The following is a 17,096-nucleotide window of genomic DNA, read 5'->3' on the forward strand; positions in this document are numbered from 1 at the left end:
AACGCGCACCGAACGGAACGCCCCGCGTGGTGCGCCCCCACGACGGCATGCGGGCAGGCATGGTGCCCCCGCACCACCGAGCGCCCCCGCCCCCGCCCCCTCACGGCAACGGAATCAGCCCGACCCGCCGCAACCCCAGCTCGACCACGAGCCGCACATCCGGATCATCCAGGTCGAGCCCGCCCAACTCCCGGGCCCTGCGCAGCCGGTACCGCAACGTATTCGCGTGAATCCCCAGATACCGGGCGGTGGCCCCCGCGTCCCCGAAGAACGCCAGATGCGCGGCCACGGTGCGCGGCAGATCCGTCCCGTGCCGCTCGTCGTGCGCGAGCAGCGCCGCGACCGCGTCCCCGGCCGACGGCACGTCCGCGGCGACGGCGTCCACCACCCGCAGCGCGTCCAACGCGAACCGCACATCACCGGCCCCCGCCACCTCTGGCCCGCCGCGCTCGCACAACACCCGCAACACCTCACCGGCCCGGGCCCTGGACTCCGCCACCTCCCCCAACCCCCCGACCACGGGCCCCACGGCGATCAACGGCTTCCCCCCGGCCCCCCGCACCACAGCCGCCAAATCCCGAGCCAACCGCTCAACCCCCTCCACCCGAGCCTCCCCCACCAACACATCAACCCGCTCCCAGGGCCGCCCAACACCTACGGCGTTCCCCCCAACCTCTCCGACACCCATTCCAGCTCCTCCAGCACCCATTCCAGCCCCTCCGGCGTTTGAGGAGCGGGGCCCGGGGCGGAGCCCCGAGACGTGGCCCCGGGTAGCTGGGTCCTGCACCCCACCCCCACCACCACTCCCCCCAGCCCCGCCGGCGCTTGAGGCGCGGGGCCCGGGGCGGAGCCCCGCAACCTCACCCCGGGTGGCCGAACCCGAGGACGACCCGCCCACCCCACCCGCCTCCACCCGGTAGGGAAACGCTGGGGTCGCCTGCGCCGCCACCCGCAACACCCCCGCCCGCAACGCCCTCTCCCGCACCTCGCCCACGGCCCCCGCGACCACCACCGCCAACACCGCACACGGCCGCCCCGCATCCACCCCCAGCGCCGCCGCCGCGGCCCCCACATCCGGCTCCCGCTCCTCGAACAACGCCCGCACCGCATGCGCCCGCCGCCCCGCCGCCGACCTCGACCGCAACCGGTGATGCAACAAATGCGGCACCGCGATCGCGGCGGCCTGCCGCAACGCCTCCCGCGCCCCCTCCGGCAACGGCTCCCCGTCCGCCGCCGCCCACAGCGACCCCAGCACCTCGTCCCCCGCCCGCACGGCGACCGCGAGCCGCTCGGGGAACCGCCCGTCGGCGGGCCGGTGCACCACGTCCCCCGCCCACAGCGCGTCCAGGAACCCGCTCTCCGCCAGCTCGGCCACCCGCCACCTCGGCACCCGCCGCCCGAGAATGGTCAACCGCCGCAACGGATCGGCCGTATCAGCGGTCGGCGAGTACGCCAGCACGTTGGACTCGGGATCCTCGATGGTGATCGCACCCCCGACGAGCGCGGCCAGCGCCACGGCGAGCCCCGGCAGATCCCCGAGCCCCACATCGACCCCGGCCTCCCCCACACCCCCGGCGCCACCCGGCCCACCAGCCCCACCGGCCGCGAGCGCCGCCCGCAACAGCCCGATCAGCTCCCCCCAGTCCACCCACGGCGCCCGCGCGAGCAACGCGGTCGACACCCCCTCGGCCACCTCGCTCAGCAGCGGCGACACCCCCTCGGCCCCCCGCCGCACCACCAGCGCCGCGGCCCCCGCCCGATCGGCGGCCCGCAACACCTCCGCCGCCGCCGGATCCGACGTATCGACCCCCACCGCGATCAGCACCCGCCCCCGCTCCCGCAGGCTCTCCCCGGCGTCGAACACCCCGACCCCGGCCACGGCCACGTCCATCCCGCACGGCGCCCGCACCACCTCTACGACGTCCCGCCCCACAACCCGTACGACCCGCGCCAACGTGGCACCGCCACCCGACACGGAACTCTCGGCCTGCGGCCCACCGGACACCGGAATCTCCATACCCCCAGTCTCGCCTGTGACGAACGGCACCCACCCCACACCCCCCAATCCCCCCATTCCGCCCATACGTTGGAAGAATGTCCCCCCTTGCCCGGGTCGACGAGGCATACGGCCCGCGCTTCGCGGAATTCGCCTTCGAACCCGCCTTCCTGGCCGCGGTCGACCAACACGTGGCGGAACTCCGCGACCGCCTGGCCGCCGGCTCACCGGGCCTGCACCCACCCGCACCCGACGCCGACGCCCTCGCCGACTACGCGCTCGGCTTCCTCGACGCGCTCGCTGAGACCGACTGGCGCGAGCCGGTGGGCCACGACTACGCAGTGTGCCGCCTCACCGCCATCACCTGGCTGACAAGACGCCACAACCTGACGTAGCCGCGGCCCACCACCGCCTCACTCGCCGTCGGTGGTGCCGGTGCCCTCCCGCTCCCTGTCCCGCACGGGCTGATTACTGAGCGCGTCCTCCCGCCCGTACTGATAGGCGGTGACGCTCCCCCGCGCCCGCTCGGTCTCCTCCTCGGCCTTCGTCAGCCACCGCTCCCAGCGCTGCCGCATCGGCCCGATGAGTCCACCACCGACCCCGACGACGAGAATTCCGGCACCAGCCGCAAGCCCGGCGATCAGCACCGGCTGCGTGACGGACGTGGCGATCCCCGCCTGCCCGAGCGCGGCAATCGCGCCCAGCACAACAATGCAGGCCCACACGATGGTGCCGACGGTCCTCCCGTACGAGACCGAGGACAGCGCGTTGCTGACGATGTCCCGCACCAGATTGGCCACGGCCATCGCCACCACGATCAGGACGACCGCGACGATGCCGCGCGGCAGCCAGGCGACGATGCCGTTGATCATGTCGGACACGGGGTTGTCGCCGAAGACGCCGAAGCCGAGCTGGAGCACGATCAGCATCAGGGCGACGTAGACGACCTTGCAGATGATCGCGGTCGTGTCGTACTTCGACCCTTCGAGCATCTTCGCCGAACCGGCCCGCTCGGCGAGCTTCTCCGAGCCGACCTTCCGCAGCCCCCGGTCGAGCAGCCGGGTGATCATCTTGGCCACGAACCAGCCGATGACCATGACGACGAGGAAGCCGAGCAGTTTCGGCACGAACTGGGCGACCTTCGACCACGCGTCGTTGAGCCCCTGCGTGAAATCGACGGCAAGAGTGTTCTGGATCATGAGTGGCTACCTCCACTCAGTGGGGGTCGGGAACCTGTCCCCCCGCGTTTTCCTACGCCCTTCCGGCATAGCACCCCCCACCACCCCCGGCCGCCCCACATCCCCCATTGGCGTGACCCCCCACGCCCCGAACCCGATCCGCTACGCTGTTCACGCGCCTTCGTAGCTCAGGGGATAGAGCACCGCTCTCCTAAAGCGGGTGTCGCAGGTTCGAATCCTGCCGGGGGCACCAGTGCAGAGGCCCCGGACCGGTCATGGTCCGGGGCCTTTGGCGCGTGAGGCTGCGCACGTTCTGTGAGGGGGATGATGCGCGTCTTGTGCATCGTGCACCGTTCCCGGGATCATCCCGTGGAGGGCGGGACCACTTGGGGGGCCGAGCGGCGCGTGGACATTCCGCCCGACGCAGGACGGCAGAACAGCAGACGGCCAGCAGTCGCGGACCCCACGGACGACAGCCGAAACCAACGCAGAGGATGTCAGAACGTGCGCTCCGCACAGAAGTTGATCCGCACGGTCGGCGGCGCGGCCGTGGTGGGAGCCCTGGTGCTCGGATCCGCGCCGACCGCGTCGGCGGACGAGAACCGGGAAAAGCAGTGGCCGAACGTGGCCTACGACATCGAGAAGGTCCACAAGCAGGCCACCGGCAAGGGCGTCACCGTCGCGGTCCTCGACAACGGTGTGAACGGGAACCAGGCGGACCTCAAGGGCAATGTGCTCCCCGGGAAGCGCTGCAGTGACGACAGGCCCGCGAACAAGGAGACCGAGGACCAGCTCGGCACCACCCTCGCCGCGCTGATCGCCGGTCACGGCCACGGCCCCGGCAACAGCGCGGGCGTCCTGGGCATGGCACCGGACGCGAAGATCCTGCCCGTGGACATCTACGTGGACGACGGCATCGCGGCCGGCCACCACCACACCTGGGCCTGCGACCCGGACGAGGCGATCCGCTACGCCGTCGACAAGGGCGCCGACGTCATCAGCATGTCCCAGTACGCGGAAGCCGACGGCAAGGTGAAGAAGGCCCTCAAGTACGCCCTGGAGCACAACGTCGTCATCGTCCAGAACGCGGCCGACGACAACGAGCGGGATCCGGCGGGCTTCGGCAGCCTCGCCGGGGTCGTCCTGGTCGGCGGCTCCACGCAGGACGGCACCGTCTGGCACGAGAAGGACCACGGCTCGAACAGCTCCGACTCCCTGATGTTCACGGCCCCCGCCAAGTCCATCAAGATCACCCAGGCCGACGGCACCTACCCGACCGGCCGGGGCAACACCCTCGCGGGCGCCTACGCCGCCGGAGCCTTCGCGCTGCTCAAGGAGAAGTACCCGGACTACACCCCGGGCCAGTTGCTCAACCGCGTCGTCAAGTCCACGTACATCGCGAAGGGCGTCGACAAGGCGAACCTCCCGGACGCGGAACACGGCTACGGCGACCTCGCCCCGTACAAGGCCCTCACGAAGGAGATCCCTAAGGGCCGCGCGTCCGGCCCGTGGGACCCGGCCGAGATGCCGAAGCTGACGCCCGTCGCCGACGACGACAACTCGAACCTCGTGCTCTACGCCGGTATCGGCGGCGCCGTCGTCGTCATCGGTGCCGTCGTGCTGGTCTTCGTCCTGAAGTCCCGCAAGAAGAACCAGAGCGGTGGCGGCACTCCGGGCGCGCCCGGCGGCCCCGGAGCCCCCGGCGGCTGGGGCGGCGGCCAGGCACCGCAGCCGCAGCCGCAGCCGCAGCCGGGCCAGCAGCCGTACCCCGGCGGTCACCAGCCCTACCCGGGTCAGCAGCCGTACCCCGGCGGCCAGCAGCCGTTCCCGGGTCAGCAGCAGCCCCAGCCGGGTGTCCAGCAGCCCTACCCAGGAGCCCAGCAGCCCCAGCCGGGGGCCCAGCAGCCCTACCCCGGGCCGTACCAGCAGCAGCCGCCGGCGCCGGGCTCGTACCCGTCGCCGCCCACGCAGCCGCCCTACGGGCAGGGATAATCCGACGGTCGCCTACGGCCGTTGCCGCATCGAACCCACCGTCCGCAGCAGCCGGTCCGCCCGCTCGCGCAGCTCCGGGTGCGCGAGCACCGTGTTGCGCAGGCCGCGGACCGGGCGGCGCCAGAGGCGGTGGGCGGCAGCGGCGGGGTGGGGGCGGCTGGCGAAGCCCTCATGGACCCGCAGTTCGCGGGTCTTGAGCCAGTCCTTGTACTCCTTCTCGCCGCGGCCCCAGTCCATCAGCCGGATGCCCTGCCGCCCCGCCGCCTCGACCATGCGCAGGTGCATGAGCAGGCCCGGCGAGTAGTAGGCGAACTCCGGGTCGTACGCGGTGAACCAGGCCGCGAAGACCGTACGGGAGGTCGGCCCGAAGTGGGCCGCGACCGGGCGCTCCCCGGCGTACACGACCGACAGGACACCCGTGAAGTGGTCCTCGCGGACCTGGAAGAGATGGTCCGTCAGGTTCACGATCCAGGGGCGGGCGAAGCGGTCCATGCGGCCGGTGCGGCGGTACTGGGCCGACTTCCAGCGCATCAGCATGCGAAGGACCGCCGGGTCGCGTTCGTCGTAGACGAAGCGCATCTCCCCCACGTTCCGGCTCAGCCGGCGTTCCTTCTTCAGGGTCGTCTTGGCCTGGCCGGGGTACGTGGCCCGCAGCCACTCCGCGTACGACTCGTGGCCGCCGTCCTTGAGGTCGAGGACCGGGGAGGCGAAGGAGCCGGTGACGTAGCGGGCGAAGGGCTTCTGTTCCTCGACGAGGTGGTCGAACTCGAAGACCGACAGGCCGCAGGCGCGCAGGAGTTGGCGGGTGTCCCAGGTGACTCCGGGGCGGTGCACCAGGGCCTGGCAGTCGGACAGGCCCATGCCGACGGCCCGGCCGACGCCCGCGGGCCCCTTCTCGTACGGGAAGAAGCCGACGGGTTCGCCGCCCTCGCGCAGCACCGCCACGTGCGTGCGGCCCTTGAAGCGGGCGACCGCGGCTGCGAACTCCGGTGCCAGGAACGGGTTTTGGTAGTCCGGCGAGTGCTCCATCGTGTCGTGCCAGGCCGCGCGCAGGGACGCGCCGAGTTCGTCGGCTCTGTACGTGGTGATGTTCACCGTCGGTTCGCCCGCCCTTCGCCACGGGCGCGCGGGCTGCGTCGGTACACGAGCGTGCAGCTCATGGGCCCCCCTCTTCCCCCATGGGGCTCAAAGGTCGCGAAACAGGGCGCACGCTGTCAAGAGTGCTTCATGCCCTACGAGTTGATCCTCGTGTGCACATGCATGTCGTGCCAGCCGTCCGTGTGCAGCGCGAAGCTTCGCCTGGTGCCCTCCAGTGGGTAGCCGGACTTGAGCGCCACCCGGCAGGAGGGCTCGTTGCGGGTGGAGTGCAGGAGGTCGAGGCGGTGGAAGCCCAGGCCGGTGGCCCACTCCGTGAGCGCGGTCACGGCCCTGGGCGCGACGCCGGTCCCCCGGGCCGTCGGCAGCACCCAGTAGGCGATCTCGGCGCAGCCGTCCAGGGGGTTGATGTCCTTGAGGGCGATCCGGCCGAGCGGCTCCCCGTCGGCGGCGCGGGTCACGAGCCACTGGCCGCTCGACTCCTTGAGCCAGCCCTCGCGCGCGTCCGCGATCCAGGCGCGCGCCTCGTCGTCGGACTCCATGCTGCGCGCGTGCCAGTACCGGATGTCGGGGTCCCGGAAGGCGGCACGGACGGCGGGCACATCGGTCGACTCGGGGGCGCGCAGGGCCAGTTCACCGTCCGGCGTGCGCAGGGTCGGCTGCGGGGCGGACGACAGGGCTCCGGCGGGAATCACGGGGTCGATCTCGAACGGCATGATCCGCATCATCGCGTGATCGCTCCGCCCCCGCACCCGGATTCCGCTCCCCCCAAGACAAGAGGCTGTTGCAACATGCGCACGCCTGTTGCGCACCACCTGCTACGGTCGACGACAGAACCCGAGCGAAAGGGCCGAAGGACCGGATGAGCAGCACGCAGCCGCCCCACCGCGCGGACGCGCTCTGCGTCGGCGAGACGATGGCGCAGATCACCCCGGCCGACAGCGCGGGCCTCGAACACAGCCGGGAGCTGCGGCTCGCGGTCGCGGGCGCCGAGTCGACCGTGGCCCAGTACCTCGCCGACCTCGGGCACGAGGCCGCGTGGCTGAGCCGGGTCGGCGACGACCCGTTCGGGCGGCGGATCCTCGCGGCGGTCGCCTCGCGCGGCGTGCACGTGGGCGGCGTACCGCGCGACACCGGGGCCCCGACCGGCGTGTACTTCAAGGACCCGGGCCCCGAAGGCACCCGCGTGCACTACTACCGGGCGGGCTCGGCCGCGTCCCGGATGACGGCGGCCGACGCGGACCGCGTCGACCTGACCGGCGTACGGCTGCTGCACCTGACCGGGATCACGCCTGCGCTGTCGGACGGCTGTGCGGCGCTCGTGGACACACTTGTGGCGCGGGCGGCGGAGACCGGCACGACGGTGTCCTTCGACGTCAACCACCGCCCCGCGCTGTGGAGTTCGGCCGGGGCGGCGGCTGACGCGCTGCTCGCTCTCGCCCGTCAGGCCGATGTCGTGCTCGTCGGCCGGGACGAGGCCGAGACGCTGTGGGGCACCGCCACCGCCGAGGACGTACGGGACCGGCTCGCGCCGCGCGGCACGCTCGTGGTGAAGGACGGGGACGTGGGGGCGACCGAATTCGCGGGCGGGGAGGCGGAGTTCGTGGCCGCGCCGAGCGTGGAGGTCGTGGAGGCCGTCGGTGCGGGCGACGCGTTCGCCGCCGGATATCTGAGCGGGCTGCTCGGCGGGGCGGCGGCGCGCGAGCGGCTCGCGCTCGGCCACCGGCTCGCGGGGCGGACGCTGCGCAGCATCGAGGACTACGTTCCCGCCACCGCGCAGGAGGCCTGAGCCCGATGTCGCAGACCGTGCGCCGTGCCATCGACATCCTTGAGTTCATCGCCCGCCGCCCGCGCACGCAGACCGAGGTCGGCGAGCACCTGGGCGTGCACCGTTCGACCGCGCTGCGGATCCTGGAGTCCCTGCGGGAGGGCGGCCTCGCGCGCCGCCTGCCCGACGGCCGGTACGCGGTCGGGCACCGGCTCGCCGGGCTCGCGGGGCTCGCCCTGGAACAGTTCGGGTTGAAGGACGTCGCCGGTGAGCATCTGCGGCTGCTCGGCGAGCGCTGCGGGCACACCGTGCACCTCGCCGCGCTCGAGGACGAGCAGATCGTGTACGTCGACAAGGTCGACCCGGTGGACGGGGTGCGGCTGTACGCGCAGATCGGGCGGCCTGTCACGCTGCACACGGCGGGGGTCGCGAAGGCGATCCTGGCGTACGTGTCGCGCGAGCGGGCCGACGTTCTCATCTCCGGCTGCGACTTCGCGCCGCACACCGCAACGACGATCACCTCCCGCGCCGCCTACCGCACCGCCCTCGCCGAGACGCTGGCGCGCGGCTGGGCCGTCGACGACGGGGAGTACGAGGACTACGTGAACTGTGTGGCCGTGCCGGTGCGGGACGGCGGTGGCGAGGTCGTCGCCGCGGTGTCCGTGACGGCACTCAAGGCCAAGGCCGGCCTGGCCGCCCTCGAATCCGACGTCCTGCCCGACCTCATGACCACCGCCGACACGATCTCCAAGGAGCTGGGATGGCGCCCGTAACGTTTGACGAGTTGTTCGCCGGGGTGCCGGTGATGGCGATCCTGCGCGGCATGCCGATCGACAAGTCCGTCGAACTCGCCGTACGAGCATGGGACTTGGGCATCGAGTGCGTCGAGGTCCCGGTGCAGACGGAGGAGGCGGCGGGGGTGCTCGCCGCGGTCGTCGCCGCGGGCGCGGAGCGTGGGAAGCCGGTGGGCGCCGGCACGGTCACCTCCGGTGAGCGGCTCGGGTGGGCGGTGGAGGCGGGGGCGGCGTTCACGGTGGCGCCCGGGCTCGACGTGGAGGTGGCGCGGGCCAGTGTCGCGGCGGGGCTGCCGCATCTGCCGGGTGTCGCCACCGCCACGGATGTGCAGGCCGCGAGGGCGGTGGGGTTGAGCTGGCTGAAGGCGTTTCCGGCGAGTGTGCTCGGGGTGGAGTGGTTTCGGGCGATGCGGGGGCCGTTTCCGGAGGTGCCGTTCGTTGCCACGGGGGGGATGGATGCGGGGAACGCTGCCGCTTATCTTGCGGGTGGGGCGAAGGTCGTGGCGGTTGGCTCCGCCCTGGAGGACCCGTCCCAACTCCCTTCCCTGAGCGCCCTGTTGCACCCCACCGTATAAACGCCTCGGGGCTCCGCCCCGGACCCCGCTGCTCAATCGCCGCAGAGGCTTGATAGTTCACGCCGCACCGCGCGAACGCCGGCGGGGCTGTATGGGTGCTCCAGCGCCGATTACTTAGAGCCCCTGCGGCGATTGAGCAGCGGGGTGCGGGGCGGAGCCCCGGGCTTTTCAGCCCCTCCGGCGATTGAGGAGCGGGGGAGGTTAGAGGAGGGAGTCGGGGCAGGATGTGCCGCGGGGGAGTTGGTAGGGGGAGGCGAGGTGGTAGGTGCCGGGGGCTGGGGCCAGGAGGACCGTCCAGGTGTCGCCGGACGTGTCCTCCGGCGCCTCCGTCAGGCATCCGTGGACGTTGGCGTACCGCTTCGGGAGGCTGTCGTCCGACTCGCGGGCCCGCTTGGACGCCTCCGTCTCCTTCGGGGCACCCAGACTCTTGCCCTTCGCGTCGACGACCGACAGCCACGGCGAGTACGGGATGCGGATCAGGATGCGGCCGGGACGCGTGACCTCGATGGTGAGCTCGCCCTGCTCCGCCGCGTCGACGACCGCGTGCGGCTCCGCCAGCGGCGTCGGATCCGTGACGGCGAAGAGCTGCCAGTTGGCGTCGCCCCACACCTGCTTGAGGTACGGGAGGCCCTGCCGGACCAGCTGACGTTCGCGCTCCGCGCCCTTGCCGTCCGGTTCCCCCTTGGGCAGCACCACATAGTGCACGGCCCAACGCCGCAACCACTCCCGGTAGTTCGCGGAGTTGAGCGTGCCGTCGTAGAAGAGCGGGTTGCGCTCCATGTCGGCCTGCCGGTTCCAGCCGCGCGCCAGATTCACGTACGGGGCGAGCGCCGACGCCTCGCGGTGCGAACGCGCGGGGATCACCTCGACGCGACCGTGTTCGGCCCTGACCTCCTGCAACTCGTTCACGAGCGGCGCGAGTTCACGCGCCCAGGAGGCCGCGGGCGTCGTCCGTACGACGTCGTCGACCGACTTGAAGCCGATCCACACGTTGAAGCCGACGAACGCGATCACGATGACGTACCACTTGCGCGAACGCGGCACCGTGAACGGCAGCGCCGCCAGCAGCGCGACCCCCGCGAACAGCATGGGAAGGCGAGTGATGTTGGAGCCGATCTGCGAGCTGATCAGCCACACCAACAGCACCGCGAGGGTGTAGACGGCGGCCGTGATCCGTACCGTCACCCACTGCCTGGGCACGAGGACGTACACGAGCACCCCGTACACCATCGGCAGCAGCGCCGACCAGAACGACATCGGCTGCGTACCGGAGAACGGGAACAGCCACGCCGACAGCGCCACGACGACGGTCGGCGCGAGCCCGAGCGCGTACGCTCCCGGGCGCCGCTTCTGAAGGAAGAGGGCGACGGCGACGAGCCCGACGAACAGCCCCGCCACCGGCGAGCACGCCGTCGCGATCCCGGCGAGCGGCGCGGCTACCAGCGCCTTCGCCCAGCGCCGGTAGCGCCAGCGGTACGGCCAGCAGAACACGGTGGCCGTCGCCGCGAGCCCGAACATCATGCCGAGGCCGAACGTGACGCGCCCCGACGCGGCGTTGCAGAGGAGGGCGAAGACCCCGGCGAGGGCGGGCCACAGCGGCCGTGCCACCACCCGCGTACGGATCAGGATCATGGTCAGCAGCGTCGCCGACAGCGTGCCCGCGATCATCATCGTCGTGCGCACGCCGAGCACCGACATCAGATACGGCGACACCACGCTGTACGAGACCGGGTGCATGCCCCCGTACCAGGCGAGGTTGTACGCCGAGTCGGGGTGCCTACCGACGAACTCGGCCCAGGCGTCCTGCGCCGCCAGATCCCCGCCGCTGTTCGCGAACGTGAAGAACCAGATGAGGTGGAGGAGCGCGGCCGCGACCGTGGCGAGGGTGACGGGGTGCCGGGCGAAACGCTGGAGGCGGCTTGCGTCGCCGGGGGTTCCGGTGGTGCCGGTCTGCCCTGTGAGCTGCTCCGGAAGCCGTATTCGGGTGTGGCGGGTGCCGCCTCGGGTGCCGCCCGTCCCCGGTCCGGGCTTCGCGTCGTCGGCGCGCGTCGGCCTCGCTGTGGCCACTGCTGACACTCCCGTATGCCCGTGTGCCGTTGTGAATGGCCGGAGGGACGTCCCCCGTCCTGCCCCGGTCTCGCGACGCTAGCACGGCCCCGGCGCGCGGGCGCCGGGGCCGTGGGGGCGTCAGGTCGTCAGGTCGTCAGGTCGTCAGCCGACGCGGGTCAGCTTCGCGCCGAACCCGGGCTCGGCGAGGTCCTTCTGCAGGGCCACCGGCACCTCCACGGCGCCGCCCTCGCCGTCGCCGACCTCCAGGACGCCGACCTTGTCGCCGGTCTTGCCGGTGTGCGGCACGGACTTGCCGTTCTGGTCGGCGAGTTGCAGGTGCACGGTCTTGCCGGCCCAGCCGACGGCCTTGACGTCCTCCGTCACCGTGACCGGCGTGTGCCCGCCCAGCTGATCGTCCACGTACCCGACGACATCACCCTTCTTCAGGATCGTCGACGAGGTGACCTCGTCCTGCGCGGCGAGCATCGCGGTCTTGCTGACCGCGTTGACCGTGTCGATGATCGGTGCCTTGTGCTGGCCGAGGACCGCGCCGACGACGGTGACGGTCGAACCGCCCGCGTCCTTGGTGGCGGCGAACAGCAGGTTGCCGCCGGCCTTGGTCGTCGTACCGGTCTTGATGCCGACGGCACCGTCGTACGGCACGAGGCGGTTGTAGTTGGTCCACTTCTTGCCGGACGGGTCGGTCCAGGTGGGCAGCTTGGTGATGTCGGTCAGCGCCGGAATCTGCACCAGCTCGTTGCCGAGCTTCACCTGGTCCTCGGCCGTGGAGACGGTGCTCTCCTTCAGGCCTGACGGGTCGGTGTACTTGGTGTTCTTCATGCCGAGTTCCTTGGCGGTGTCGTTCATCTTCTTGACGAACGCCTCCTCGGAACCGGCGTCCCAACGGGCGAGCAGCCGCGCGATGTTGTTCGCCGACGGGATCATGACGGCGGCCAGCGCGTCCTTCTCGGAGAGCTTGTCGCCCTCCTTGACGGTGTTCAGCGTCGACTCGTTCTGCCCGTCGGCGTCGTAGCCGCCCTCCTTCTCGGCGGTGGCGTCGACGGTGATCTTCGGCCCGTCCTCGCCCTTCTTCAGCGGGTGGTCCTTGAGCACGATGTACGCGGTCATGGACTTGGCGACCGAACCGATCGGCACGGACTGCTGCTCGCCGAAGTGGTCCATGGTCCCGATGCCCTGTACGTCCATCCAGCCCTGGCCCTCGTCCGGCCACGGGAGGGACGCCTTGTCGCCGTCGAAGGTGTACGTGGCGTCGGTGGTGAGGGAGAGGGTGGGCGTCGGCAGCGGGCGGACGGCCTGCACGATCGCGAAGACGATGATCAGCAGGATGACGAGCGGGGTCCACACCTTGACCCGGCGCACGGCGGTGCGGACGCGGGTCTCCGGGGGCGGCGGGGTGTTGGTCAGCTCGGCGAGCAGGTCCAGCGGAGGCTTCGGCGGCAGCGGCTGCTGAGTGGTGCGCTCGGCGGGCTCAACGGTGGGCTCCGCCCCGGCCGTGGCCTCGGTCTTGGCCCCGGTCTTGGCCTCGGGGGGCAACTCCTTCCCGGCACTCTTGCCCGTGCCTCCGGCGGTTTCCTCGTCCAACGGCTTGAGCGGCACGAACTTGCTGCTCTTCGCCGTCCCGGCCGCCTTCAACGTGGTCGTCGGCTGATCCACGGCCGGCGCCTCGACGGCCTTGAACACGGCGGTGGGCTGGTCGACGGGCCCCTTGGCCCCCGCGGCCTCGGCCTCCGGCACGCCACCGGATCCGGACTCGGCGTCGGCCTTCGCGTCCGCCTTCGCGTCGGCGTCGGGCTTCGCGTCCGCCTTCGCGTCGGCGTCGGACCCGCCGTCCGACTTGGCACCGCCGTCGGGCTTCGCCCCCGACTTGGCGCCGTGGCTGGACTCGACGTCCGACTCGGCGTCTGCGTCGGACTTGGCGTCGGGCTTCGACTTCGCGTCGCCGTCGGACTCCGACTTGGCGCCGGAGCTGGACTTGGCGTCCGGCTTCGCATCGGCGCCGGGCTCGGGCGTCGCGCCCGACTTGGCGTCGGGTTCGGCATCCGACTCCGCGTCACCGTCGGACTTCGCCTCCGACTTCGCGTCGGAGCTGGACTCGGCGTCCGGCTCGGCGTCACCGCCGGACTTCGCGTCGGCGTCGGACTCCGGCTCAGCGTCGAGGCTGGACTTGGCGTCCGGCTCAACGTCAGCGCCGGGCACGGGCTTCGCGCCCGATTCGGCGTCCGCCTTCTTGTCGGCGTCGGACTCCGACTTCGCGTCGGAGCTGGACTTGGCGCCCGGCTCCGCGTCAGCGTCACGCTTCGCGCCGGCACCAGAGCCGGACTCGCCGTCGGACTTCACGTCCGGCTCGGTGTCACCTCCGGACTTCACGTCCGGCTCGGCGTCGGCGTCCGGCTCCGCAGCGCCGTCAGGCTTCGACTCCGACTCGACGTCGGCGTCGGACTTCTCGGCGGACTCAGCGTCCGCGTCCGCGTCCGCCTCCGCCGCAGGCTCGGCCTCGTCGTCGTCCGGGGCAGCGTCGTCACGCCCGGAATCGGCGTCGCCCGAATTTGCATCTGCAGACGCCTCAGGGCCGTCGCCGGCCACCCACGCCGCCACGGCCGCCCGCAGGCGCTCGTCCCCGGCCTCCTCAGAGGCCGGGGTATCGCCCTCGCTCTCGCCGGAGGCGCTCGCACGCACCTCACGGGCCGAGAACACCGCCGTCTCCTGGTCCACGCCGGACGGCGCAGACGTCGACGTCGAATCCCGCGACACCGCGAGACGCGGATCCCGCTCGTCCGGAGTCGGGCCTCCCGACGCCTTGTGCTCACCCGAACCCGACTTGTCGGGGGTCCCCGCCACCGATGCCTCCTCGACCGATCAACCACTCAAACCGCTAGCACTGGACAGGCTGCCTCCGTCCGGCACTGTCCGAACCATGTACCAGTGTCCTGTGTGGGGGCTTAACCCACGTGGTAGACGAGAACGACATAGCTACAGGTTCCCGTCCAAACCCCCCACGCACTCTCGACAGACCAATGTGAGAGGGGTCACCCTGTCATTCATCCACGCGGGGAGGCATGGATGGGCAGGAGCCGCAGAACAATTCCGGAGGAGCTTCTGCTGCTCGCTCTGGACCCGGCCACGGGTACCACAGCGCAGCCGCAGTCGCTCGACCTAGGTCTGGCCGGAGCACAGCTAGTAGAGCTGGCGCTGGCCGGACGGATAGCCCCAGACGGGGATCGTATCGCCGTGGTGGCACCACGGCCGACCGGAGATCCGACACTGGACTGCGCGTTGGAGTTGCTGCGAAGGCGTGGCGCTCCCGTACGGGCCGTCCACTGGATTGGCGGGCCACGTCTAGGGCTGCGCCAGACCTACCTCTCGCACCTGGAGCGGTGCGGCATGGTGCATGCCGTCGCCGGCCAGATGTGCGGGGTGCTGCCGACGACTCGCTATCAGGCGACGGACACGGCGATCAGCCGGGAAATCAGGGCCCGGCTGGACTCAGCGATCCGTACCGGCGTCCCGCCGGACCCACGGACCGCGGCGCTCGCCGCGCTGGCCCACGCGGTCGGACTCGGCAAGCACCTGTATCCGGGCAACGAGGGCAGGTCCTCGCGCTCCCGGCTGCGGGACCTGATCAGGCACGACCCAATGGGCGGCCTCGTGGCGCACGCCGTGATGGACGTCCAGAACGGCGTGGCCGCACAGCCACGCCGCTCACCGGCCCCCTCGCCGGGCCGGCCCGCACCGGAGCCCGCACGCGGCGTTCCGATGCAGCCACAGCCACGCCGCGGTCCCATGGCTCGCGCCGTGGCCCACTAGGCGAACCACCGCAGTACGAGCAGGATCCGCAGCACGAGCAGGACCCGCACCACCCGTAGCACCACAGCGCCGCACCGCAGTCCCCAGGATCCGGTTCGGGAGCCGCTGTACCGCGCGGGGTGATGCGCCGGGCGTCCGGACGACGCTCCCGGCGCCATCACCCCGCGCGGTCGCGTTTGCGCTGCGTAGGAGGCACGTGCGCCCCGCATGTGCGTCCCGTGGACATCCGCCGTTTCCCAGCGCTGGGCCGCCTCGGGGTGGCAATCTGCTGAACAGCAGATACGCAACGTATGCGGACCGTACTCAGTGCGCGGAACGCAGAACGCAAAACGCAGAACGTAGAACAATGAAATGCACGTAGCCGGAGGTGCACGTCCGTGGCGTCCAACGTCAATCCCACCGTCAGGCGACGCCGGTTGGGCCAGGAGCTGCGCCGGCTCCGCGAACTCAAGGGCATGACCGCCGAAGAAGTCGCCGAGCGGCTGCTGGTGTCGCAGTCGAAGATCAGCCGCCTGGAGAACGGGCGGCGCAGCATCAGCCAGCGCGACGTACGCGATCTGTGCGGGGTGTACGAGGTCGAGGACCACCGGGTCATCGACTCGCTGATGCAAATGGCGAAGGATTCGCGCCAGCAGGGCTGGTGGCACTCCTTCGGGGATATTCCGTACAGCGTCTACATCGGTCTGGAGACCGACGCCGCGTCGCTGCGCGTGTACGAGTCGCAGTGCATCCCCGGTCTGTTGCAGACCCGCGGTTACGCGGAGGCGCTGATCCAGGGCGCGATGCCCGAGGCCTCGCTCACGGACGTCGAGAAGCGGGTGCAGGTGCGCCTGCGCCGCCAGGAGCGGATCGACGACGAGGCGAACTCGCTGCGCCTGTGGGTGGTCCTGGACGAGGCGGCGCTGCGCCGCTCCGTCGGCGGGGCCGTCGTGATGCGCGAGCAGTTGGAGCACCTCGCGGAGCTCTCCGGGCTGCCCCATGTCACGGTGCAGGTGCTGCCGTTCGAGATGGGCGCGCATCCGGGGATCACCGGTCAGTACGCGATTCTCGAGTTCCCCGACGCGGCGGACTCCAGCGTCGTCTACATCGAGGGGGTCACCAGTGACCTGTATCTGGAGAAGACGCAGGACGTACAGAAGTACAGCGTCATGTACGAGCATCTGCGCGCCCAGGCACTGAACGTGGAGCAGTCCCGCCAGTTCATCCTGGATGCCGCGAAGAAGCACGTCTAACCCCAACTCACCTCACTCATAGCTGAGTTCAGGCCTTCGCTCCGGACCCTTCCCGTGGGAAAGCGCCGCACGGTACACCTTTCCCACGGGGTCATGGAAGACCCCTCTGGAATATGCCATCCAGTTGAGTGAATGGCGCCACCGCTCCCCCGAGTCGGCGAGTAGCGTCGATCACGCCAACAACAGACAAGGTGTTGGCGCAAAGCCACGGCAAGTCCGCGGCCCAGCAAGGGAAAACTGGCCAGACCGGAGCAGATCATGGCAATCACCAAGGGCGCTCAGCCCACCTGGATCAAGTCCTCGTACTCGGCGGGGAACGGCGCGTGCGTGGAGATCAAGTCTCCCGCCGTCCACGCCGTCGCCGTCCGCGACTCCAAGGACCCGCAGGGTCCGAACCTGGCGTTCGCACCCGCTTCGTGGAGCGCGTTCGTCACCGAGATGGGCAAGTAGCGAGCAACTCTCAACGAGTGGCAAGTGGCAAGTGGCAAGTAGCAAGTCGCAGGTAGCAACACAGCAGGTTCAGTGAGACAACAACAACAGAACAGCACGATCGCACCACTGAATGAGCCCTCTCGACTGGTCCGCCGTCCTG

The 17,096-nt window shown here is 71.0% G+C and carries 14 protein-coding genes and 1 tRNA gene; 9 read left to right on the plus strand and 6 right to left on the minus strand.

Going from position 1 to position 17,096, the window contains the following annotated elements; translation table 11 throughout:
• Window positions 1–100 precede the first annotated feature (100 nt).
• Window positions 101–2,017 carry a CdaR family transcriptional regulator gene (locus RBJ65_RS30295; RefSeq protein WP_306323018.1) on the minus strand — a complete coding sequence of 639 codons (1,917 nt, stop codon included), beginning with the start codon at window positions 2,015–2,017 and terminating at the stop codon, window positions 101–103.
• A 77-nt stretch (window positions 2,018–2,094) separates the two neighbouring features.
• On the opposite strand from RBJ65_RS30295, the gene RBJ65_RS30300 reads away from it, so the two are divergent.
• Complete coding sequence (locus tag RBJ65_RS30300; RefSeq protein WP_306323017.1) at window positions 2,095–2,391, plus strand: DUF6401 family natural product biosynthesis protein; 297 nt, start codon at window positions 2,095–2,097, stop codon at window positions 2,389–2,391.
• An 18-nt stretch (window positions 2,392–2,409) separates the two neighbouring features.
• On the opposite strand, the gene RBJ65_RS30305 is transcribed toward RBJ65_RS30300, so the two are convergent.
• A complete protein-coding gene (locus RBJ65_RS30305) occupies window positions 2,410–3,195 on the minus strand; it encodes a hypothetical protein (RefSeq protein WP_306323016.1) in 786 nt (261 codons plus the stop codon).
• 156 nt (window positions 3,196–3,351) lie between these two features.
• On the opposite strand from RBJ65_RS30305, the gene RBJ65_RS30310 reads away from it, so the two are divergent.
• Together RBJ65_RS30310 and RBJ65_RS30315 are read left to right on the plus strand one after the other, a co-directional pair.
• Window positions 3,352–3,427 (plus strand) — tRNA-Arg (locus tag RBJ65_RS30310).
• A gap of 251 nt (window positions 3,428–3,678) precedes the next feature.
• Window positions 3,679–5,166 carry a S8 family serine peptidase gene (locus tag RBJ65_RS30315; RefSeq protein WP_306323015.1) on the plus strand — a complete coding sequence of 496 codons (1,488 nt, stop codon included), beginning with the start codon at window positions 3,679–3,681 and terminating at the stop codon, window positions 5,164–5,166.
• Window positions 5,167–5,178: 12 nt separating this feature from the next.
• Here the strand turns inward: RBJ65_RS30315 and RBJ65_RS30320 are convergent, their stop codons facing one another.
• On the minus strand, window positions 5,179–6,261 hold the full coding sequence (locus RBJ65_RS30320; RefSeq protein WP_306323014.1) for a GNAT family N-acetyltransferase: 1,083 nt from the start codon (window positions 6,259–6,261) through the stop codon (window positions 5,179–5,181).
• 137 nt (window positions 6,262–6,398) lie between these two features.
• Window positions 6,399–6,977, minus strand: coding sequence for a GNAT family N-acetyltransferase (locus tag RBJ65_RS30325; RefSeq protein ID WP_306323013.1), 579 nt, complete (start codon window positions 6,975–6,977; stop codon window positions 6,399–6,401).
• Window positions 6,978–7,123: 146 nt separating this feature from the next.
• Here RBJ65_RS30325 and RBJ65_RS30330 point away from each other — a divergent pair, with 146 nt between their 5' ends.
• From RBJ65_RS30330 to RBJ65_RS30340, 3 genes are read left to right on the plus strand one after another with little or no spacing between them, the layout of a single operon-like run.
• A complete protein-coding gene (locus tag RBJ65_RS30330) occupies window positions 7,124–8,050 on the plus strand; it encodes a sugar kinase (RefSeq protein WP_306323012.1) in 927 nt (308 codons plus the stop codon).
• Between the two features lie 5 nt (window positions 8,051–8,055).
• Window positions 8,056–8,802, plus strand: a complete 747-nt coding sequence (locus RBJ65_RS30335; RefSeq protein WP_306323011.1) for an IclR family transcriptional regulator — start codon at window positions 8,056–8,058, stop codon at window positions 8,800–8,802.
• Window positions 8,790–9,398: a bifunctional 4-hydroxy-2-oxoglutarate aldolase/2-dehydro-3-deoxy-phosphogluconate aldolase gene (locus RBJ65_RS30340; protein ID WP_306323010.1), complete on the plus strand. Its 609-nt coding sequence runs from the start codon at window positions 8,790–8,792 to the stop codon at window positions 9,396–9,398. Before RBJ65_RS30335 ends, RBJ65_RS30340 begins: the two co-directional genes overlap by 13 nt.
• Window positions 9,399–9,599: 201 nt before the next feature.
• On the opposite strand, the gene RBJ65_RS30345 is transcribed toward RBJ65_RS30340, so the two are convergent.
• Both RBJ65_RS30345 and RBJ65_RS30350 read right to left on the minus strand, forming a co-directional pair.
• On the minus strand, window positions 9,600–11,465 hold the full coding sequence (locus RBJ65_RS30345) for an MFS transporter (RefSeq protein ID WP_306323009.1): 1,866 nt from the start codon (window positions 11,463–11,465) through the stop codon (window positions 9,600–9,602).
• Window positions 11,466–11,609: 144 nt separating this feature from the next.
• The gene (locus RBJ65_RS30350) at window positions 11,610–14,306 is read right to left on the minus strand and encodes a D-alanyl-D-alanine carboxypeptidase (protein ID WP_306323008.1); all 2,697 of its coding nucleotides are present in this window, start codon (window positions 14,304–14,306) and stop codon (window positions 11,610–11,612) included.
• A gap of 222 nt (window positions 14,307–14,528) precedes the next feature.
• Here RBJ65_RS30350 and RBJ65_RS30355 point away from each other — a divergent pair, with 222 nt between their 5' ends.
• The 3 genes from RBJ65_RS30355 to RBJ65_RS30365 all read left to right on the plus strand — a co-directional run bounded on the left by RBJ65_RS30355 (window position 14,529) and on the right by RBJ65_RS30365 (window position 16,954).
• Window positions 14,529–15,272, plus strand: coding sequence for a GPP34 family phosphoprotein (locus RBJ65_RS30355; protein ID WP_306323007.1), 744 nt, complete (start codon window positions 14,529–14,531; stop codon window positions 15,270–15,272).
• A gap of 377 nt (window positions 15,273–15,649) precedes the next feature.
• Window positions 15,650–16,504, plus strand: coding sequence for a helix-turn-helix transcriptional regulator (locus RBJ65_RS30360; protein ID WP_306323006.1), 855 nt, complete (start codon window positions 15,650–15,652; stop codon window positions 16,502–16,504).
• Window positions 16,505–16,762: 258 nt separating this feature from the next.
• The gene (locus tag RBJ65_RS30365) at window positions 16,763–16,954 is read left to right on the plus strand and encodes a DUF397 domain-containing protein (protein ID WP_306323005.1); all 192 of its coding nucleotides are present in this window, start codon (window positions 16,763–16,765) and stop codon (window positions 16,952–16,954) included.
• The last annotated feature ends 142 nt before the right edge of the window (window positions 16,955–17,096 follow it).

It is taken from the genome of Streptomyces sp. KL109B (assembly GCF_030766935.1).
In the GTDB taxonomy this organism is placed as follows: Bacteria; Actinomycetota; Actinomycetes; order Streptomycetales; family Streptomycetaceae; genus Streptomyces.

Excerpts from the sequence above, each read along its gene's own strand:
- RBJ65_RS30300 (WP_306323017.1), top strand. The coding sequence starts at position 2,095 with ATGTCCCCCCTTGCCCGGGTCGACGAGGCATACGGCCCGCGCTTCGCG.
- RBJ65_RS30330 (WP_306323012.1), top strand. The coding sequence starts at position 7,124 with ATGAGCAGCACGCAGCCGCCCCACCGCGCGGACGCGCTCTGCGTCGGC.
- RBJ65_RS30295 (WP_306323018.1), bottom strand. The coding sequence starts at position 2,017 with ATGGAGATTCCGGTGTCCGGTGGGCCGCAGGCCGAGAGTTCCGTGTCG.
- RBJ65_RS30305 (WP_306323016.1), bottom strand. The coding sequence starts at position 3,195 with ATGATCCAGAACACTCTTGCCGTCGATTTCACGCAGGGGCTCAACGAC.
- RBJ65_RS30365 (WP_306323005.1), top strand. The coding sequence starts at position 16,763 with ATGGCAATCACCAAGGGCGCTCAGCCCACCTGGATCAAGTCCTCGTAC.
- RBJ65_RS30335 (WP_306323011.1), top strand. The coding sequence starts at position 8,056 with ATGTCGCAGACCGTGCGCCGTGCCATCGACATCCTTGAGTTCATCGCC.
- RBJ65_RS30355 (WP_306323007.1), top strand. The coding sequence starts at position 14,529 with ATGGGCAGGAGCCGCAGAACAATTCCGGAGGAGCTTCTGCTGCTCGCT.
- RBJ65_RS30340 (WP_306323010.1), top strand. The coding sequence starts at position 8,790 with ATGGCGCCCGTAACGTTTGACGAGTTGTTCGCCGGGGTGCCGGTGATG.
- RBJ65_RS30325 (WP_306323013.1), bottom strand. The coding sequence starts at position 6,977 with ATGCCGTTCGAGATCGACCCCGTGATTCCCGCCGGAGCCCTGTCGTCC.